General features: G+C 66.7%; 15 protein-coding genes. 6 read left to right on the top strand and 9 right to left on the bottom strand.

What is annotated here, in order from left to right; translation table 11 throughout:
* The first annotated feature begins 142 nt into the window (after positions 1-142).
* Complete coding sequence (ppsA, locus tag RT456_RS00075; protein ID WP_313340842.1) at positions 143-2,521, top strand: phosphoenolpyruvate synthase; 2,379 nt, start codon at positions 143-145, stop codon at positions 2,519-2,521.
* Between the two features lie 153 nt (positions 2,522-2,674).
* On the opposite strand, the gene RT456_RS00070 is transcribed toward ppsA, so the two are convergent.
* The 9 genes from RT456_RS00070 to RT456_RS00030 all read right to left on the bottom strand — a co-directional run bounded on the left by RT456_RS00070 (position 2,675) and on the right by RT456_RS00030 (position 12,591).
* Positions 2,675-3,787 (bottom strand): alkene reductase, encoded by a 1,113-nt coding sequence (locus RT456_RS00070; RefSeq protein WP_313340840.1) that lies wholly within the window; start codon positions 3,785-3,787, stop codon positions 2,675-2,677.
* A gap of 190 nt (positions 3,788-3,977) precedes the next feature.
* Positions 3,978-4,847, bottom strand: a complete 870-nt coding sequence (locus RT456_RS00065; RefSeq protein ID WP_313340837.1) for an EcsC family protein — start codon at positions 4,845-4,847, stop codon at positions 3,978-3,980.
* Between the two features lie 328 nt (positions 4,848-5,175).
* Complete coding sequence (gene orn, locus RT456_RS00060; protein ID WP_313341881.1) at positions 5,176-5,748, bottom strand: oligoribonuclease; 573 nt, start codon at positions 5,746-5,748, stop codon at positions 5,176-5,178.
* A gap of 113 nt (positions 5,749-5,861) precedes the next feature.
* On the bottom strand, positions 5,862-6,386 hold the full coding sequence (tadA, locus tag RT456_RS00055; RefSeq protein ID WP_313340835.1) for a tRNA adenosine(34) deaminase TadA: 525 nt from the start codon (positions 6,384-6,386) through the stop codon (positions 5,862-5,864).
* The gene (gene mntR / locus RT456_RS00050) at positions 6,379-6,837 is read right to left on the bottom strand and encodes a manganese-binding transcriptional regulator MntR (RefSeq protein ID WP_313340833.1); all 459 of its coding nucleotides are present in this window, start codon (positions 6,835-6,837) and stop codon (positions 6,379-6,381) included. Before mntR ends, tadA begins: the two co-directional genes overlap by 8 nt.
* Positions 6,838-6,981: 144 nt before the next feature.
* Complete coding sequence (locus RT456_RS00045; RefSeq protein WP_313340830.1) at positions 6,982-8,097, bottom strand: hybrid sensor histidine kinase/response regulator; 1,116 nt, start codon at positions 8,095-8,097, stop codon at positions 6,982-6,984.
* Positions 8,094-8,675, bottom strand: a complete 582-nt coding sequence (locus RT456_RS00040; RefSeq protein ID WP_313340828.1) for a chemotaxis protein CheB — start codon at positions 8,673-8,675, stop codon at positions 8,094-8,096. The genes RT456_RS00045 and RT456_RS00040 overlap by 4 nt, the downstream gene beginning before the upstream one ends.
* Positions 8,675-9,523 carry a CheR family methyltransferase gene (locus RT456_RS00035; RefSeq protein WP_313340826.1) on the bottom strand — a complete coding sequence of 283 codons (849 nt, stop codon included), beginning with the start codon at positions 9,521-9,523 and terminating at the stop codon, positions 8,675-8,677. The genes RT456_RS00040 and RT456_RS00035 overlap by 1 nt, the downstream gene beginning before the upstream one ends.
* Positions 9,496-12,591, bottom strand: a complete 3,096-nt coding sequence (locus RT456_RS00030) for a response regulator (protein ID WP_313340824.1) — start codon at positions 12,589-12,591, stop codon at positions 9,496-9,498. Before RT456_RS00030 ends, RT456_RS00035 begins: the two co-directional genes overlap by 28 nt.
* A gap of 211 nt (positions 12,592-12,802) precedes the next feature.
* Between RT456_RS00030 and RT456_RS00025 the strand changes: the two genes are divergently transcribed.
* From RT456_RS00025 to RT456_RS00005, 5 genes are all read left to right on the top strand, one after another.
* The gene (locus tag RT456_RS00025) at positions 12,803-13,903 is read left to right on the top strand and encodes an ATP-binding protein (RefSeq protein WP_313341879.1); all 1,101 of its coding nucleotides are present in this window, start codon (positions 12,803-12,805) and stop codon (positions 13,901-13,903) included.
* Positions 13,896-14,264 (top strand): response regulator, encoded by a 369-nt coding sequence (locus RT456_RS00020; RefSeq protein ID WP_313340821.1) that lies wholly within the window; start codon positions 13,896-13,898, stop codon positions 14,262-14,264. Before RT456_RS00025 ends, RT456_RS00020 begins: the two co-directional genes overlap by 8 nt.
* A gap of 106 nt (positions 14,265-14,370) precedes the next feature.
* Positions 14,371-16,161 carry a sensor domain-containing phosphodiesterase gene (locus RT456_RS00015; protein WP_313340818.1) on the top strand — a complete coding sequence of 597 codons (1,791 nt, stop codon included), beginning with the start codon at positions 14,371-14,373 and terminating at the stop codon, positions 16,159-16,161.
* Between the two features lie 170 nt (positions 16,162-16,331).
* A complete protein-coding gene (locus RT456_RS00010; RefSeq protein ID WP_313340815.1) occupies positions 16,332-16,946 on the top strand; it encodes a hypothetical protein in 615 nt (204 codons plus the stop codon).
* Positions 16,943-18,107, top strand: a 1,165-nt coding sequence (locus tag RT456_RS00005) for an XVIPCD domain-containing protein (protein ID WP_313340812.1), incomplete at its 3' end; no start/stop codon positions are given. The genes RT456_RS00010 and RT456_RS00005, both read left to right, overlap by 4 nt.

Here is an 18,107-nt window from a genome sequence, read left to right as displayed (position 1 = left end):
GCCTTTTTACCCCTCTGCAGCTTAAAAAGGCCGTCGATTCAAGCTTGTGCCGACGGCGGTCTGCCCTGCATCATATCGGCTTCTTCCTACGGACGTGGCCATCCAAGCCCGCCTCGGGCGATGGCCAAACGGAGCATCGCGCTTGAACGAGAATATCCTGTGGTTGCACGAACTGCGCTTGGCCGACCTGGCCCGCGTAGGCGGCAAGAATTCGTCGCTGGGCGAAATGATCGGCAATCTTGCCGGTCTGGGGGTGTCTGTCCCCGGCGGTTACGCAACCACCGCTGAAGCCTTCAAGGACTTCATCGCGCACAACGATCTGTCCAAGCGCATTTTCGACAAGCTGGCCACGCTGGACGTGGAAGATGTCGCTGCGCTGACCGTGGCCGGCAAGGAAATCCGCGGCTGGGTGATCGATGCCCCGCTGCAGCCGCAGCTGGACCAGGACATCCGCACTGCCTACAAGCAGCTGTGCGACGAAAACGGCGGCGGCGACGTGGCCGTTGCGGTGCGCTCCTCGGCCACCGCCGAGGATCTGCCCGATGCCTCCTTCGCCGGCCAGCAGGAAACCTTCCTCAACGTGACCGGCGCCGACGATGTCGTGCTCAAGGTCAAGGAAGTGTTCGCCTCGCTGTACAACGATCGCGCCATCGCCTACCGCGTGCACCACGGCTTCAAGCATGAAGACGTGTTCCTGTCCTCGGGCGTGCAGCTGATGGTGCGCTCGGGCGTGGGTTCGTCCGGCGTGCTGTTCACGCTGGACACCGAATCCGGTTTCCGCGACGTGGTGTTCGTCACCTCGAGCTTCGGCCTGGGCGAAATGGTCGTACAGGGCGCGGTCAATCCCGACGAGTTCTACGTCTACAAGCCCACGCTCAACGCCGGCAAGCCGGCGATCCTGCGCCGTTCTCTCGGCAGCAAGGCGATCCGCATGGTGTATTCGGATGTCCCCGGTGAGCGCGTGCGCATCGAAGACACCCCGGTCGGGATCCGCAACACCTTCTCGATCAGCGACGAAGACGTGCAGGAACTGTCGAAGCAGGCGCTGATCATCGAAAAGCACTACGGCCGCCCGATGGATATCGAGTGGGCCAAGGATGGCGTGAGCGGCAAGCTGTTCATCGTGCAGGCGCGTCCGGAAACGGTGAAGTCGCGTGGCCACGCCACCCAGATCGAGCGTTTCGCGCTGAGCCAGAAGGACGGCAAGGTGCTGGCCGAAGGTCGCGCCGTGGGTGCCAAGATCGGCGCCGGTGTGGCGCGCGTGGTCAAGTCGCTGGACGACATGGCCCGCGTGCAGCCGGGTGACGTGCTGATCGCCGACATGACCGACCCCGATTGGGAGCCGGTGATGAAGCGTGCGTCGGCCATCGTCACCAACCGGGGTGGCCGTACCTGCCACGCCGCGATCATCGCGCGTGAGCTGGGCGTGCCGGCCGTGGTCGGTTCGGGCAACGCCACCCAGCTGATCCAGGACGGGCAGGAAGTCACCGTCAGCTGCGCCGAGGGCGACACCGGCTTCATCTACGACGGCATCCTGGAGTTCGAGCGCACCACCACCGATCTGGGCAACATGCCGCCGGCACCGCTGAAGATCATGATGAACGTGGCCAACCCGGAACGTGCCTTCGACTTCGGCCAGCTGCCGAACGCGGGCATCGGCCTGGCGCGCCTGGAGATGATCATTGCCAGCCACATCGGCATCCATCCCAACGCACTGCTGGAGTACGACCGCCAGGATGCGGCCACCAGGAAGAAGATCGACGAGAAGATCGCCGGCTACGCCGACCCGGTCAGCTTCTATGTGAACCGCCTGGCCGAAGGCATCGCCACCCTCACCGCCTCGGTCGCGCCGAACCCGGTCATCGTGCGCCTGTCGGACTTCAAGTCCAACGAGTACGCCAACCTGATCGGCGGCAGCAACTACGAGCCGCACGAAGAGAACCCGATGATCGGCTTCCGCGGCGCGAGCCGTTACGTCGACCCGAGCTTCTCGGCCGCCTTCGCACTGGAGTGCCAGGCCGTGCTGCGCGTGCGCAACGAGATGGGCCTGGACAACCTGTGGGTCATGATCCCGTTCGTGCGCACGCTGGAAGAAGGTCGCAAGGTGATCGAGGTGCTGGAACAGAACGGCATCAAGCAGGGCGAGAACGGCCTGAAGATCATCATGATGTGCGAAGTGCCGTCCAACGCACTGCTTGCCGATGAGTTCCTGGAGATCTTCGATGGCTTCTCGATCGGCTCCAACGACCTGACCCAGCTCACCCTGGGCCTGGACCGCGATTCCTCGATCGTGGCCCACCTGTTCGACGAGCGGAACCCGGCGGTGAAGAAGCTGCTGTCGATGGCGATCAAGGCCGCTCGCGCCAAGGGCAAGTACGTCGGCATCTGCGGCCAGGGCCCGTCCGACCATCCGGACCTGGCCGAGTGGCTGATGCAGGAAGGCATCGAGTCGGTGTCGCTGAACCCGGACACCGTGGTCGACACCTGGCTGCGGTTGGCCAAGTTGAAGGCCAAGGGCTGATAACGAAAAACCCCGCTTCGGCGGGGTTTTTTGTGCGTCCAACTGCTCGGGCACCTGACCGTAGAGCCACGCCCTGCGTGGCTGCTCTCCGTTCCGGCGCCGCGAAGCCACGCAGGGCGTGGATCTATCCGGTCCGGCACCAGGAATGCGGGATTACGCCTCCACCACTTCCGCGATGGGATAGTCGGTGAATCCGGCTTCTGCCCCACCAAAGAACGTGGCCTTGTCCGGCGCGTTCAATGCCAGCCCCTGCTGCAGGCGCAGCGGCAGGTCGGGATTGGCGATGAAGGGACGGCCAAAACCGATCAGGTCCGCCCAGCCCTTCGCCAGCGCTTCCTCGGCGCGCTCGACGGTGTACTTGCCGGCGTAGATCAACGTGCCGCGATAGATCATCCGCAAGGCTTCCTTCAACGCCACCGGCATCACCGGGGCATCGTCCCAGTCTGCTTCGGCGATGTGCAGGTAGCCCACGCCGATGCTGTCCAGCACATGCGCGGCAGCCAGGTAGGTGGCCTGCGGGGTGTCGTCCACCGCGCCCTGCAGCGTGGTCAAGGGAGCCAGCCGCACGCCTACGCGGTCGGCACCCACTTCGGCGGCAACCGCCTCGGTGACCTCGCGCAGGAAGCGCAGCCGGTTCTGCAGCGGGCCACCGTAGCCATCGGTGCGCTGGTTGGCCTGCGAATCGATGAACTGGTTGATCAGGTAGCCGTTGGCACCATGCAGTTCGACGCCGTCGAAACCGGCCTCGATCGCGTTGCGCGCGGCCTGTGCGTAATCGCGCACGATCCCCGGGATCTCCTCGATCTTCAGTGCACGCGGCATGGAATGCTGCACCATCTCGCCCACCCCGCCCTGCGGGCCGGTGCCCTGCGCATCGACGAAGACCTTGACGCCCTCGGCCTGGAGGGCCGACGACGATACCGGCGCCCCACCGTCCGGCTGCAGCGCGGTGTGCGAGACCCGGCCCACGTGCCAGAGCTGGGCGAAAATGCGCCCGCCGGCGGCATGCACCGCGTCGGTCACCGTCCGCCAGCCGGCGATCTGCGCCGGGTCATGGATGCCCGGGGTCCAGGCATAGCCCTGCCCCTGCGGGCTGATCTGGGTGCCCTCGCTGACGATCAGGCCGGCGCCGGCGCGTTGGGCGTAGTACGCGGCCATCAGGGGCGTGGCCACGTTGCCATCACCCGCACGCGAGCGCGTCATCGGCGGCATCACGATACGGTTGGGCAGCGTCAGCGCGCCCAGGCGGTACGGGGAGAAAAGCATGGGAATCCTTGCTGGAAAGTCTGGTGCAAGGATGGGGATCGCAGGCGCGTGCAAACAGGCCCGCCAGCGCAAAACAGTTGTGCCGCGGGTGCAATGATCCGTAGCGGCACGCCGCGCGTGTCCCACGCCAACCGTCGGAAGGAGGCGCGCTGGCTTCGGGTGGGCTGCGGGGGACACGCATGGCGTGTCGCTACGGGCGCTGTCCCGCCAGCATTGCGTATGCCGCACGCACCGTTTCGTAGCCGTACTGCCGCTCCAGGCGACGCACGATGAAGTGGCCGCGCGCCATGTCCTGGTAGTAGTCGGTGAACATGGTATTGAGGGTGGCCCCGGCGACCGCGCCGATGATCGGCACCGCCTGCGCGGCGAACTTCTCGGTCACCACCACGCCGAAGCGTGCGGCCACCTTCTCCACGATCTTGGCCAGCCACTTGCCGGCCTCCTTCGGGGTCAGGCCGATCATCACCCCGCCACCGCCCACCGCCGCGCCGGCCAGTTCTGCCGAGAGGTGGCGCATCACTTCGGCGGTGAAGCCGCGGGTGATGTAGTAGCCGGTCTCGCTGGCATCGTCCTCGCCGGAGTGTCCGCCCAGCGCAAACACTTCCAGGCACGCGTGGCGGGTCTCCATCTCGCGCAGGTCGAAGCCTTCGCTGCGGGCCACATCGGCCACCGAGCGCATCATGATCGTGGTCGACACCGGCAATTCGAGGAACAGCGCGGTGAAGCCGAAGGCCCCGCCCACCGCACCGCTGGCGGCAGCGGCCAGCTTGTGCCAGCGCGTGGAAGCGGCCTTGCCGGGCGTGTTGTCCATGCTCCACAGCGCGGCCTGCGCCGATTTGAACAGCGCGGCCTCGACCGCCCCGTGAATCCGCCGCGACACCGACTGCGGCAGCTTCTTCACCGCGAATTCCAGCGGTGAACCGATCAGGTTGGCCATCTTGGCCGTCAGCGTGGGCGACTCCAGCAGGGCGACCGCCCTTTCCAGGTCAGCCCAATCCTGCGAGGTCGGCAGGATCTGCGATTCCAGCGGCGGCGGCGTGATGCTGACGATATGGGTCATGGCCCGATGATAACCCTGCCCGCTTGAACACAACGTGCCGGTAGTGCCGGCCGCTGGCCGGCTCCCAGGACGCAGCCAGAGGTAGTGCCGGCCGCTGGCCGGCTCCCCACGATGCAGCCAGAGGTAGTGCCGGCCGCTGGCCGGCTCCCCACGATGCAGCCAGAGGTAGTGCCGGCCGCTGGCCGGCTCCGCTTGATGCCGGACATACGTGGAGCCGGCCAGCGGCCGGCACTACCGTTTCGGGCCGGACATACGTGGAGCCGGCCAGCGGCCGGCACTACCGTTTCGGGCCGGGCATACGTGGAGCCGGCCAGCGGCCGGCAATCCTTCAGGCCGCCGGCAGCCCCGACAACGCACCCATGAACTGCCGGTAGTGGCGCAGCTCGGCAATCGAATCGTGCACGTCGCTCAGCGCCGTATGGCTGGCGGTCTTGCCCACGCCGGCGGCCACCGACGGTGCCCAGCGCTTGGCCAGTTCCTTCACCGTGGACACGTCCAGGTTGCGGTAATGGAAATACTTCTCCAGCCGCGGCATTTCACGGTGCAGGAACCGGCGGTCCTGGCAGATCGAATTGCCGCACATCGGCGAGGCACCCGCCTTGATCCACTGCGCCAGGAAATTCACCGTCTGCGCTTCGGCGTGGCCCAAGGTGATCTGGCTGTCGACCACACGCTGCCACAGGCCCGAACGGCGATGCTGGGTGCGGTTCCATTCGTCCATCGCTTCCAGGCGCTCCACCGGGTGGTGGATGGCGAACTCCGGGCCTTCGGCCAGCACGTTCAACTGCGCGTCGGTGACCACGGTGGCGATCTCGATGATCGCGTCGTTGTCGGTATCCAGACCGGTCATTTCCAGGTCGATCCAGATCAGTCGTTCGCCTTCTGCGCCGTTGTCCGCCATGTCTTCGCCTTGTGCAGGGGCCAACGTCGCAACGCCGGCCTGGGTGTGTAGGACGCCATGATACCGCCTTGGCGGCGTGCCTCCGTCGTGAAAACGCACGCAACGTGGCGGACTTATTCCAGCAGCAGCGGCGGTTTGCCGCGCTTGGCGCGGAAATAGTTGGTCAACCGCGTGCTTGCCTGCTTGGCCAGCACGCCGCCGTGCACTTCCACGCGATGGTTGTGGCGTGCATCGCCCAGCAGGTCGAACACGCTGCCACAGGCGCCGGTCTTGGGGTCGCTGGCGGCATAGACCAGCCGCGCCACGCGGGCATGCACCACCGCCATCGCGCACATCGCGCAGGGCTCCAGGGTCACGTACAGCGTGCTGCCCAGCAACCGGTGGTTGGCCAGCGCCCGCCCCGCCTGCCGCATCGCCACGATCTCGGCATGCGCGCTGGGGTCGTGGTCGGCGATGTTGAGGTTCCAGCCCTCGCCCAGCACCGTGCCATCGGCCGCCACCAGCACCGCACCCACCGGAATCTCGTTGAACTCGCGCTCGGCGCGTTCGGCCAGCTGCAGCGCGTGCTGCATCCAGTGTTCGTCCTGGTCGTGGACCGGCACGCCCAGCGGCGGCGGCGGTGGCAGGCGCTCAACCATGGCCATCGCTCTTGCGCACGAAGGCCTCGAACGCGGCCAGGGTGGCCTCGCTGACGTGATGCTCGATGCCCTCGGCATCGCGGCGCGCCGAATCCGGATCCACGCCCAGTGCCAACAGGAAACGCTCCACGGTCTGGTGGCGCGCGCGCATCTCCACCGCCAGCTGCTCGCCGGCCGGGGTCAGGAACACGCCCCGGTACGGTCGCTGTACCGCCCAGCCTTCCTTGACCAGGCGCTTGAGCGCCTTGGCCACGGTGGGCTGTGCCACGCCCAGCCGGGTTGCGATATCCACCTGCCGGGCCTCACGGCCGTCGGCGATGAGGTCGGCGATCAACTCCACGTAGTCTTCCACCAGCTCCGAACGGCGCGCCTCGCGCACCTGCACGAATCCCTCGACGTGCACCTGGGCATCGATCAGCGGGGTCGGCGTCTTGCGGCTGGCGGGGGTCATGCAGGCTCCGTCGTGCGGCTGCCAATGGCAGGCATCGGCAGCAGGGCCCCCAGTTTACCGTAGTGGCAGGCCATGCCTCTCTGCGTGGCAGGCCATGCGTGTCCAGGTGGCGGCCATGCCCGTCAGCGCCGCCGTCGCCCCGCCTCAGCGCACCCGGCGCTGCAGACGGGTTTCGAACAGGACTTCACCGTCCAGATTGCGTGCCACCAGGGTGCCACCGTGCGCCCGCGCGAACTCGTGGGCGATGAACAGCCCCAGGCCGAGCCCACGGCTGTCGTGGAAACTGGCCTTGAACGGCTCGAACAGGCGCGGCAGCAGCGCCTCCGGAATCTGCCCGTCGTTGCGCACCTGCAGCCGCAGCGGTTCGTTCGGCGCACCCTCCACCTTTACCTGCACCGGCGCCGTGCCACCGTGCAGCACGGCATTGCCGATCAGGTTGGAGAGCAGTTGCGCCAGCCGGTCCGGGTCGCCCTGCAAACGGGTGTCGCCTTCTACATGCAGCTCGATCCGGGCCTGCGGATGCGCGCGGCCGATCTCGGCCACCACCGCGCCGGCCACCTCGGCCAGGTCGCACTCGTCCGGCTGGATGCGCAGGCCGCCACTGCGGATGCGCGAGAAATCAAGCAGCTGCTCGACCATCCGCGCCATGCGCTGGGCACTGTTTTCCAGGTGCACCAGGGTCTGCTGCACCGCCGGCTCATCGGGCACGTCGAGCGACAGCTTGTCGGCACACAGCAGGATGGCCGACAGCGGCGTGCGCAGGTCGTGGGTAAGCACCGCCATCATGGTTTCGTTGAGCGTGAGCGCGCGCTCCAGCGCATGGTTGCGCGCCTTGAGCAGCTGCTTCTGCTGGTAGAGCTCGATGAACACGTTGACCTTGCTCATGATCACCTGCGGCTCGATCGGCTTGTGCAGGAAATCCACCGCGCCACTCTCGTAGCCCTTGAAGGCACGCACCGGATCATTCGGCGAGGCGGTGAGGAAGATGATCGGCACATCCCGGCTGCGCTGCGAACCGCGCATCAGCTCGGCCAGCGAGAAGCCGTCGATTTCGGGCATGTGCACGTCCAGCAGCGCCAGCGCCACTTCATGTTCGAGCAGCAGTTCAAGTGCCTCGGCACCGGACGCGGCACACAGGATATCCAGTCCATCACGGCGCAGCAGCGCTTCCATCGCCACCAGGTTCTGCGGCACATCGTCCACGATCAGCAGGTTGACGCGATCGGAGACAGGCGCCGAGGTGGGCTCGATCAGGTTCATCGGGTAAGGCCTTTCATGCGCGAGCATAGAGAAGAGAGCGTCAGCACCGCATCGGCGCCGGCGTGGGCCAGCGCGGCCGCGGGCATTATCGGGGAATAAGCATCATCGGGACTCTGGATCCAGGCCTGGCCACCGGCCTGGCGCACGGCTGCAACGCCCGCGCTGCCATCGTTGCTGGCCCCGGTCAGCAGGATCGCCAGCACCGTGCTCCCAAACGCCTCGGCCGCGCTTACGAACAGGGGATCGATCGCCGGGCGCGAATACAGCACCGGCGGGTCCACCGACAGCGCCAGGCTGTGGCGGTCCTCCACCAGCAGGTGGTAGTCCGGCGGCGCGAAGGTCACCGTGCCGGCGACAAGCGGCTGCTTGTCCTCTGCCTCGCGCACCGGTAGCGGGCAACGCACGTCGAGCAGGTCGACGATCCGGCTGGGACGGTCACGCGGCAGGTGCAGCACCACCAGCACCGGCATCGGCAGCGTGGCGGGCATGGCGCTCAGCAGCGCCTGCAGCGCGCTCACGCCACCGGCCGAGGCCCCCACCACGACCAGTTCGAATTCCTGTGCCGACGGCGTGGTCATCAGGCCAGCTTCCGGTACAGGCGCTGCTCACGCGCGCACGGCTCGAACGCGTCCGCATGCTCGCCGAACTGCAGCGATTCCTTGCTGCCCAGGCCGAGGAAGCCACGGTGCACCAGCGCCTCGTGGAACAACCCGATGGCGCGGTCCTGCAGGGCGCGCTGGAAGTAGATCAGCACGTTGCGGCAGGACACCAGGTGCACTTCGGAGAACACCGTGTCGGTGGCCAGGCTGTGGTCGGCAAACACGATGTTGCGCTTCAGGCGCCGGTCGAACACCACGCTGCCATAGCCGGTGCTGTAGTAATCGGACAACGAGCCGCTGCCGCCGGCCTCCAGGTAGTTGCGGCTGAACTGCGCCATCCGGTCCAGGGTGAATGCACCCGTCTCGGCCGCTTCCAGCGCTTCAGGATTGATGTCGGTGGCGTAGATGATGGCGCGGTCCAGCAGCCCTTCTTCCTGCAGCAGGATGGCCAGCGACCAGACTTCCTCGCCGGTGCTGCAGCCGGCGATCCATACCTTGATCGACGGGTAGGTGCGCAGCACCGGGATGACGTGTTCGCGCAGCATGCGGAAGTACGCCGGGTCACGGAACATCTCCGAGACCTGCACCGTGAAGTACTGCATGGCCAGCGCGAACGTCTCCGGCTCGTGCAGCAGCCGGTGCTGCAGCGCCCCCATGGTGTCGCAGTCGAAACGGGCCATCGCATGGCGCATGCGGCGCCGCAGCGACGCCAGCGCGTAGTCGCGGAAGTCGTAGTGGTAGCGCTGGTACACCGCCTCCAGCAACAGGCGCAGTTCCAGGTCGAAGAGCTCGGCCTCGTTCATCGGCGCGAGCACCACACACGGCACAACGACACCAGCTTGTCCACGTCGATCGGCTTGGCGATGTAGTCATTGGCACCGGCCTGCAGGCAGTGCTCGCGGTCATCGGGCATGGCCTTGGCGGTCAGGGCGATGATCGGCAGGTCGCGCCAGCGGTTGTCGCGACGGATCTCGCGCATGGCGGTCAGGCCGTCCATCTCCGGCATCATGATGTCCATCAGCACCAGGTCGATGTCCGGGCGCAGCTTGTCCAGCGCCTCACGGCCATTGCGTGCGATTTCCAGCTTCACGCCTAGGGGCTCCAGCACGCTGGACAGCGCGAAGATGTTGCGCACGTCGTCCTCGGCCAGCAGCACGGTGCGGCCGTCCAGCACCGCGTCGCGGCGCCGCGCTTCGCGCAGCAGGCGCTGCTGGTCGCTTGGCAACGAGGCTTCCACGCTGTGCAGGAACAGGGTCACCTCGTCCAGCAGGCGTTCGGGCGAACGCGCGCCCTTGATGATGATGCTCTTGGAATAGCGGCGCAGGCGCTGCTCTTCGTCGCGGGTCAGCGCACGACCGGTGTAGACGATGACCGGCGGGAAGGCGACCGCCTCGTTGCCGGCCATGTGTTCGAGCAGGTCGTAGCCGGTGCCGTCCGGCAGCGCCAGGTCGGTGACCATGCAGTCGAAGGTGGAGCTGCCCAGCTCGGCCATCGCTTCGGCAATGGTGCCCACCGCGGTGATCTCCAGCTGGTCGCGCCCGAGCAGCAGCTGCAGGTTGGAGCGCAGTTCGCTGTCGTCCTCGACGATCAGCAGGCGACGCACGTCGCGCTCGCTGGTCGCCTCCAGCTGCTGGATCGCCTCCACCAGGCGTTCGCGCGTGGCCGGCTTGATCACGTAGCCGATGGCGCCCAGTTCCATCGCCACCTGCGAACGTTCCAGACCCGATACCACGTGCACCGGAATGTGGCGGGTGGCCGGGTCGCGCTTCAGCCGCTCCAGCACGCTCAGGCCGGACACATCGGGCAGGCCGATGTCGAGCAGGATCCCGTTTGGGCGCAGCTCGGTGGCCAGCGTCAGCGCTTCCTCGGCGGTCTGCGCGGCCACGCAGTCGAAGTCCAGCTCGTGGGCCATGTTCACCAGTGCCTCGGCGAAGACCACGTCATCTTCCACCACCAGGATCATCCGGCCGGTACGGCTGCGTCGGCCACGGTCGTCGGCCACGCGGGGGGCCTGCACCGGCGACGCACCGTCATGTGCCGAACCGAACACGGCGGCCGGCGCCTGCACCGGCGTCGGCGCGGGCGCAGCGCGCACGTCGGGGGCCGCCGAAGGCGGTGCCGAGGCGGCCACCAGCGGCAGTTCCAGGGTGAAGCAGCTGCCACGGCCCGGCTCGCTGGCCACCGCGATGCTGCCACCCATGCGCGCGGCCAGGTCGCGCGAGATCGACAGGCCCAGGCCCGTGCCGCCGTAGCGCCGGCGCGTGCTGCCATCGGCCTGGCGGAAGGCCTCGAAAATCACCTCGGTCTGCGCCTGCGCGATGCCGATGCCGGTATCGCTTACCGCGAAACGGATACGCCCCGCCCCCGAGCCACTGACCACCAGCGAGACGCTGCCGTGTTCGGTGAACTTGACCGCGTTGGCCAGCAGGTTCTTCAGGATCTGCTGCAGGCGCTGGCTGTCGGCCACCAGCTGGGTCGGCGCATCGGCCTCGGCATGGATACGCAGCGCCAGCCCCTTCTGTGCCGCCAGCGGCTCGAAAGTCTCCTTCAACCGCTGCAGCACGCTGGACACCGCCAGGTTCTCTTCGGCCAGCTCAACATGCCCCGCCTCGATCCGCGACAGGTCCAGGATGTCGTTGATCAGCGCCAGCAGGTCGTTGTTGGAGGAATGGATGGCCTGCGCGTACTTGACCTGCTCTTCGGTAAGCGTGCCGTCCTTGTTGTCCGACAACAGCTTGGCCAGGATCAGCGAGCTGTTCAGCGGCGTGCGCAGTTCGTGCGACATGTTGGCCAGGAACTCGGACTTGTAGCGCGAGCTGGCCTCCAGTTCCTTGCTGTTCTGCACCAGCTGCGCCTGCGCCAGCAGCAGCGCCTGCTGGCGCGCTTCCAGCTCATGGGTGCGCTCTTCGAGCTGCACGTTGGTCTGCTCCAGCTCGGCCTGCTGCTGTTCCAGGCTGGCCTGCGAATGCAGCAGGCTGCGGCTCTGCTCTTCCAGTTCCTCGTTGGCCACGCGCAGTTCTTCCTGCTGCGTCTGCAGTTCCTCGCTCTGGCGCTGGGTTTCTTCCAGCAGCTCCACCAGCTGCGCGCGCAGCAATGCCGTGCGCATCGCCACGCCGAGTGGTTCCGCGCACTGCGTCAGCAGGTCCAGCTCCAACCCACGCGCAGGCGAGATGCCGGCGCGGCCCAGCTCGACCAGGCCCACCACCACGCCATCGGCGGTCACCGGCCCGAGCAGGCGCTGGTGCACCGGAGTGCGGCCCAGCGCGGTTTCGATGTGCAGCACGCTGTCGCTTTCTTCCAGACGGCGCGGCTCACCCAGGCGCACCACCTCGCCCCACTGCCCCGCGGCGGTGGGCAACGACTCCGGCAGCTGCGGCGGCAGCGCCGCGCCCCCCACCAGCACCAGGCGGTCGCCCTGCAGGCGGTACAGCGCGCCGACATCGGCATTCAGCCGCGCGCACAGGGCGCGCATGGCCTCATTGGCCAGCGTGCGGGGCTCCGGGTCGCCGCGCAGGCTCACCGTCACCGCGTTCTCGCCTTCCTGCAGCCACAGCGCGTCCGCGGCCGTGCGGCGTGCCTGGATGGCCTTGATCACGGTCAGCGCCATCAGCAGGAAGCACACCCCACCGATGCTGCGGTTGACGAACGAAAATGCCGAATTGGTGCTGGCCGGCGCCACGTTGTAACCCACCGCCAGCAGCACGCAGGAACCCACCGCCACCAGCAGCGGCACCTCCAGCCGGCGCTGGAACAACGTGATGCCCACCGCCATGAAATAGGTCAGCCAGACCGCATACCCCAGCGGAACCACCAGCTCCAGGCCGAGCGTAAAGGCCATCAGGCCCGCCGAAGCCAACCAGATCCAACGGTCGCGAGCGGTCGGTGCAGCGTTCATGCAGTGTCCCGTCAAAAAATGGTTTCTGATGTTACCCGAACCGTGAATGCGGCGTTATACGACAATTGGCGGCGCGATAGATCCCGTTCTTGACATGATCTTCACACCACGGCTCATACGGTTCAGCCCCTTACAGGGGAGTACAACCGCCGCCGTGGTCCAGGCCGTCACCGCCGTTGCGTCGCTCGCAGATGAACGTCTGCAGTTGAAGCTGTTGATCGACCATGTCTCTGACCATGCGATCTACCTGCTCGACGCGGACGGCCGTATCCGCAGCTGGAACCGGGGCTGCGAGCGGGTCAAGGGCTACACCGCCGAGGAGGCGGTAGGGCAGCATGTGGACCTGTTCTATTCCCCCGAAGACCGGGTCCTTGGCCTGGCCCGCGATACGCTTGCCCGCGCCGGCGAGCAGGGCCGCTACACCGGTGAAGGCTGGCGGGTGCGGCGCAGCGGCGAGCGCTTCCGCGCCAGCGAGGTCATCGAGGCGGTGCGCGAGAATGGCGCCCTGCTCGGCTTCGTCAAGGTCACCCAGGACATCACCGAGCGCTACCACGCCCAGCGGCTGCTGCAGGACGCCCAGCGCGCCCGTGAGCAGCTGCAGCAGTTCGAGGGCGTTGGCCGGCTAACCCGCGGGCTGGCCCATGAATTCAACAACCTGCTGACCACCATCGGCAACGCGCTGGATCTGATCGCGCTGCGCCCCACGGCCGACGCGCGCACCCACGAACTGGCCGAGCTGGCCCAGGCCGCCGCCGACCGCGGCTCCCTGCTCACCCGGCAGCTGCTGGCCTTCTCGGCCGATCAGACCCTGGTCCGTGAACCGCTTCAGGTGGCGCGCCTGTTCCAGGAGGAACTGCCTGCCCTGCAGCGCGCCTGTCCGCGTAACATACTGCTTCGTCTGGAAGTGCCTTTCGACCTACCGCAGATCACCACCGATGGCGTACAGTTGCATACCGCTGTGTTGAACCTGCTGCTCAACAGCTGCGAAGCGATGCCCCAGGGCGGCACGATCACGATCACCGCCCGGGTCGAGCAGCGCCTCGCACCGGACCTGGCCAACCCCACCCAGCGCCGCTACGTTGCCATTGCGGTGACCGATGATGGCGAAGGCATGCCACCGGAAATCGCCGAGCGCGCCAGCGAACCGTTCTTCACCACCAAGGAAGTCGGCAAAGGCAGCGGTCTGGGCCTGAGCCAGGTATTTGGATTCGTTTCCCAGTGCGACGGATTCGTCGATGTACAGACCGCGCCCGGGCGCGGCACCACCGTTCGTTTGTTGTTACCTGCCATTGAGGAAGTCGCGCATGTCTGAGCCCCTTCGCGTGTTGATGGTCGAAGACCAGCAGGACCTGCGCGAGTTGATCGGCCAGGCCTTGCAGGATTTCGGCATCGAGATCCACACCGCCGACGACGGCCCTGCCGCGCTGCGCCTGATCCAGGAGCCGGGTGGTTTCGACGTCGTGTTCAGCGACATCAGCATGCCCAACGGCATGAGCGGCGTGGAACTCAGCGAGCATGTCGCCACGAAACTGCCCAATGCGCGCATGATCCTGGCGTCCGGCTATGCCCGCTCCCAGCTTCCGCCCCTGCCTGAACACGTGGAATTCCTGCCCAAGCCCTATCGGCTTCGCCAGCTCGTGGCCCTGCTCCAGGCGCCTGCCCCGTCGCACTGACCGGGCGGCCGGCGTGAATGCTTCATGCCTGAACGCACTGCTTCACATGGAGTCGGCACGATCGAGCTGATAGTGGCCGTGTACTCCGTATGACAGGACGCACGGAATGCTGGACAGAAGCCAGGAGCTGGAACGCATCGCGCTGATCGAAGCGCTGAACGTGATGGATCCGGCACTGGGACGATCGCTGGACCCGGTCACCGAACTGGCTGCATTTACGTTCGGCACACCCATCGCGCTCATCTCCATTGTCGATGCCGATTCGCAGTGGTTGATTTCGCGCGTGGGACTGGCGCTGCAGCGCACCGATCGCCATCACTCCATCTGTTCCTGCGCCATCCAGTCGCCCGGCATCCTGCAGATCGAGGACCTGCGCGAGGACCCGCGTTTCAGCGACAACCCGCTGGTGACCGGACCCGAGTCCATGCGTTTCTATGCGGGTGCACCGCTGGTCACCCGCAATGGCATCGCGCTCGGCACACTGTGCCTGATGGACCGCGCGCCGCGCGTGCTGTCTGACACCGAACAGCGCCAGCTGCAGACCCTGGCGCGGATCGTGGTCAACCAGATGGAACTGAAGATGTCGCTCGGTCGCCGCGACCCGGTCAGCGGCCTGCCCAACCGACAGCAGTTCCAGGCCGACCTCAGCCTGCTCAGCCACGCCGATGGCGCCCGCCACTACACCGGCGTGCTGCTGGACGTGTTCGACCTGCAGAGCGCCAACGACGCCGGCCAGGCGCTGGGCATGAAGCCGGTGGAATCGCTGTTGCGCCAAGCCTCCCTCCGCGTCCAGGAGATGCTGCAGGACCAGGCGCAGGTCTACCACGTGGCCGCGACCCGTTTCGCCTTCATCGTGCGCGACCACTCGCGCGAGCAGATTGAAGCCCTGATGGGCCGCCTGCGCGAGCGCATGCGTCGCCCGTTGATGGTCGGCAGCATTCCCATGTCGCCGCAGTTCCATGCCGGCCTGTGCGACTTCCAGGCGACCGCCGAAGAGACGGGCGACCTGGTGCGCAAATGCCTGGTGGCGATGCACCACGCACTGCAGACCGACGCGTGCCTGTGCTGGTATTCGGCCGACCGCGATGCCCACCTGCGCCGGCGCTACCGGCTCGCCTCCGATGCCGCACGTGGCCTCGCGCAGGACCAGTTCAGCCTGGTCTACCAACCCCGCTACGACCTGGCCACCGGCCAGCCGGTATCCGCCGAGGCGCTGCTGCGCTGGACCCATCCCCTGCTCGGCCCGGTCAGCCCCGGCGAGTTCATTCCGGTGCTGGAGTGCACCGCGCTGATGCACACCCTGAGCCAGTGGGTGATCGAACATGCCTTCGAGCAGGCCGCACGCTGGCAGCGGCTGCTGCCCGGCTTTGCGCTGTCGCTGAACCTGTCACCGCGCGACTTCGACAACGAACAGCTGTGGACCGGCATGGCCAACCGCCTGCACATCCATGGGCTGGTCCCGTCGCAGATCGAAGTGGAGATCACCGAGGGCCAGTGGCTGCACGGTCACCCGGCGGCACTGCCGCAACTGCGTGCGATGGCGGCCGCCGGTGTGCGCATCGCCATCGACGACTTCGGCAGCGGCTACAGCAATTTCGGTTACCTCAGCGAGGTGCCGATCAGCCACATCAAGGTCGACCAGAGTCTGGTCACCGGGCTGGCCCGTTCGCGCACCGCGCGGCTGAAAGTGGAGGCCATTCTCCGCCTAGCCCAGCAGCTCGGCTACCGCACCGTGGCCGAAGGCGTGGAGCACGACAGCGAGCTGTCACTGCTGCGCCTGTGGGGCTGCGATGAAGCGCAGGGCTACCATCTGGCGCGTCCGATGAGTGCCGATGCCGTCACCCAGCTGGTACTGGCCTGCCGCGCCGGACCGCTGGCCGATGCCGAGCACGAGTAGTTCCCCACGCGAATCGTGACCGGTCGCCCGCAGGCCGCGCGAACCGCGCTGCTAGGATGGCGGCTGTACGATCCGTTGCGTTTGCCCGGCTGGAGTGCCCCTTGAACCGACTGACCTTGTTCTGCCTTACCGCCCTATTGATGACTGCCTGCAACCGTTCGGAGCCCGCCATGAGCCGTGACCTGTCCAACGCCGAAGCCGATGTCGCCGCCGGCGGCCGTGGCCTGGCCACCCTCAACCCGGCACCGGTCAAGGCCTACCAGATCACCCTGCGCATCCACGGCGCGCCCGGCGTGTTCAAGCATGTGCGCGGCAGCGCCCAGTACGACGTCGTCAATGAGGAACAGTGCGGGTACATCGAGCCAGCCACCGGCACGGCCTCACGCATCACCAGCCAGGAGCCGCTGGAGCTGACGCGCATCTCCGATGACGAGTACCAGGGCACGCTGTACCTGGACCGCATGCAGGACCAGGACTATTACGGGCGCGGCATCTGCCGGTGGGAGTTCACCGGCGCGGGTGCGCTGCTCAAGGCCACCGGTGCGCAGGAGGAGACGCGGTTCCTGACCTTCGTGGATGCGCCGGAGCTGGTGGCTGGGAAGACGTATACGCGGTATTACCCGCTGCGCGATTATCCGCGTGCGGGTCAGCTCAACAACGACCCCGAACTTCCTGCCATTGATGACTATGCAGCTCGCGGGCGTGAACAACCTACCGAGTACGCCCCCAAGCTTCAGAACCAGCTCTTCTCAATCACGGTGGCTGCGACTGAAATCAAGTCATGACCATTACCAGCCAAGACTACGCCGCGCTAGCCGACGATGCCTACGTGGATCGCAAGGTCGGACGCAGGGAACCTGGTCAAGAAGAGAAGGTCTATCTCAACGGCAACCAGTACAAAGTGCTGGAACATGTTGATGACCGACGAACGGGCTATCAGGGAACGGTCTACCAACGCGTCAGCACCAACGAAGTTGTCGTAGCCCATCGGGGTACCGAAGAGCTCATCAAGGATGGTGTTGTGACTGACGCCGCCATGGTGATCGCTCGAAGCAATCCGCAAGCCAGCCAAGCGTTGCAGCTGGTCGCCCGCACGGTGACCGAGGCACGACGCTTTGGAGAGGAATCAGGCATATCGCCCCCCCAAGTGACCGTCACCGGCCACTCCCTCGGCGGCTCGCTCGCCCAGATCACCGCGCATCATTACGGCTTGAAGGGTGAAACGTTCAACGCCTACGGCGCAGTAAGCCTGTCCAGCTACCGCATTCCGGAAGGTGGCCACAGCATGATCAACCACGTGATGGCCGCCGATGCGGTCAGCGCGGCGTCGCCGCATTTTGGCGAGGTGCGCATCTATGCCAGGCAGCAGGAGATCGACGCGCTGTCCAAGGCGCAGTACAGCAACAGCGATCTCAATTTCCTGATCCGCGACTATCCTATCGCCGCTGCCGCCTCATCGCTGGACTCCCACAAGATGAGCAATTTCCATGGCGCCGAGTCCGTCTTGGTCTTCAGCAGTGCCCGCCAGCTGGCAGACACCAACGCACGGATGATCAGCGAGTACCGCAGCGACATCGACGGCCTGCGCACTGGTGCAACCGTCATTTCGCGGGGCGTTCCGGGCGGCGTGATCGATGCGTACGACAAACTGCGCGGCCCGCTCGAACCGGGCGAGCCCGCACGTCGCCAGACCGAGCAAGGCCGCCACGATCGCGACACTACCCGCATGGACGAACCGGGCCATCCCGGCTATTCCCTGTTCAAGGACGCCCAGCGCGGCGTACACGAGCAGGACGCCCGCGTGGGGCGCACCCCGGACCAGGCCAGCGACCAGCTCGCCGGCAGCCTCGCCTCCCAGATGCACGCCGCAGGCGGCAGGCGCATCGACGCCTTGCTGATGAGCAACGACGCGGCCCATACCTTCGCCGTGCAGGGCAAGGTGGACG

Source organism: Stenotrophomonas sp., from assembly GCF_032099025.1.
GTDB lineage: Bacteria > Pseudomonadota > Gammaproteobacteria > Xanthomonadales > Xanthomonadaceae > Stenotrophomonas.
This window is presented reverse-complemented; position numbering and strand designations above follow the sequence as displayed.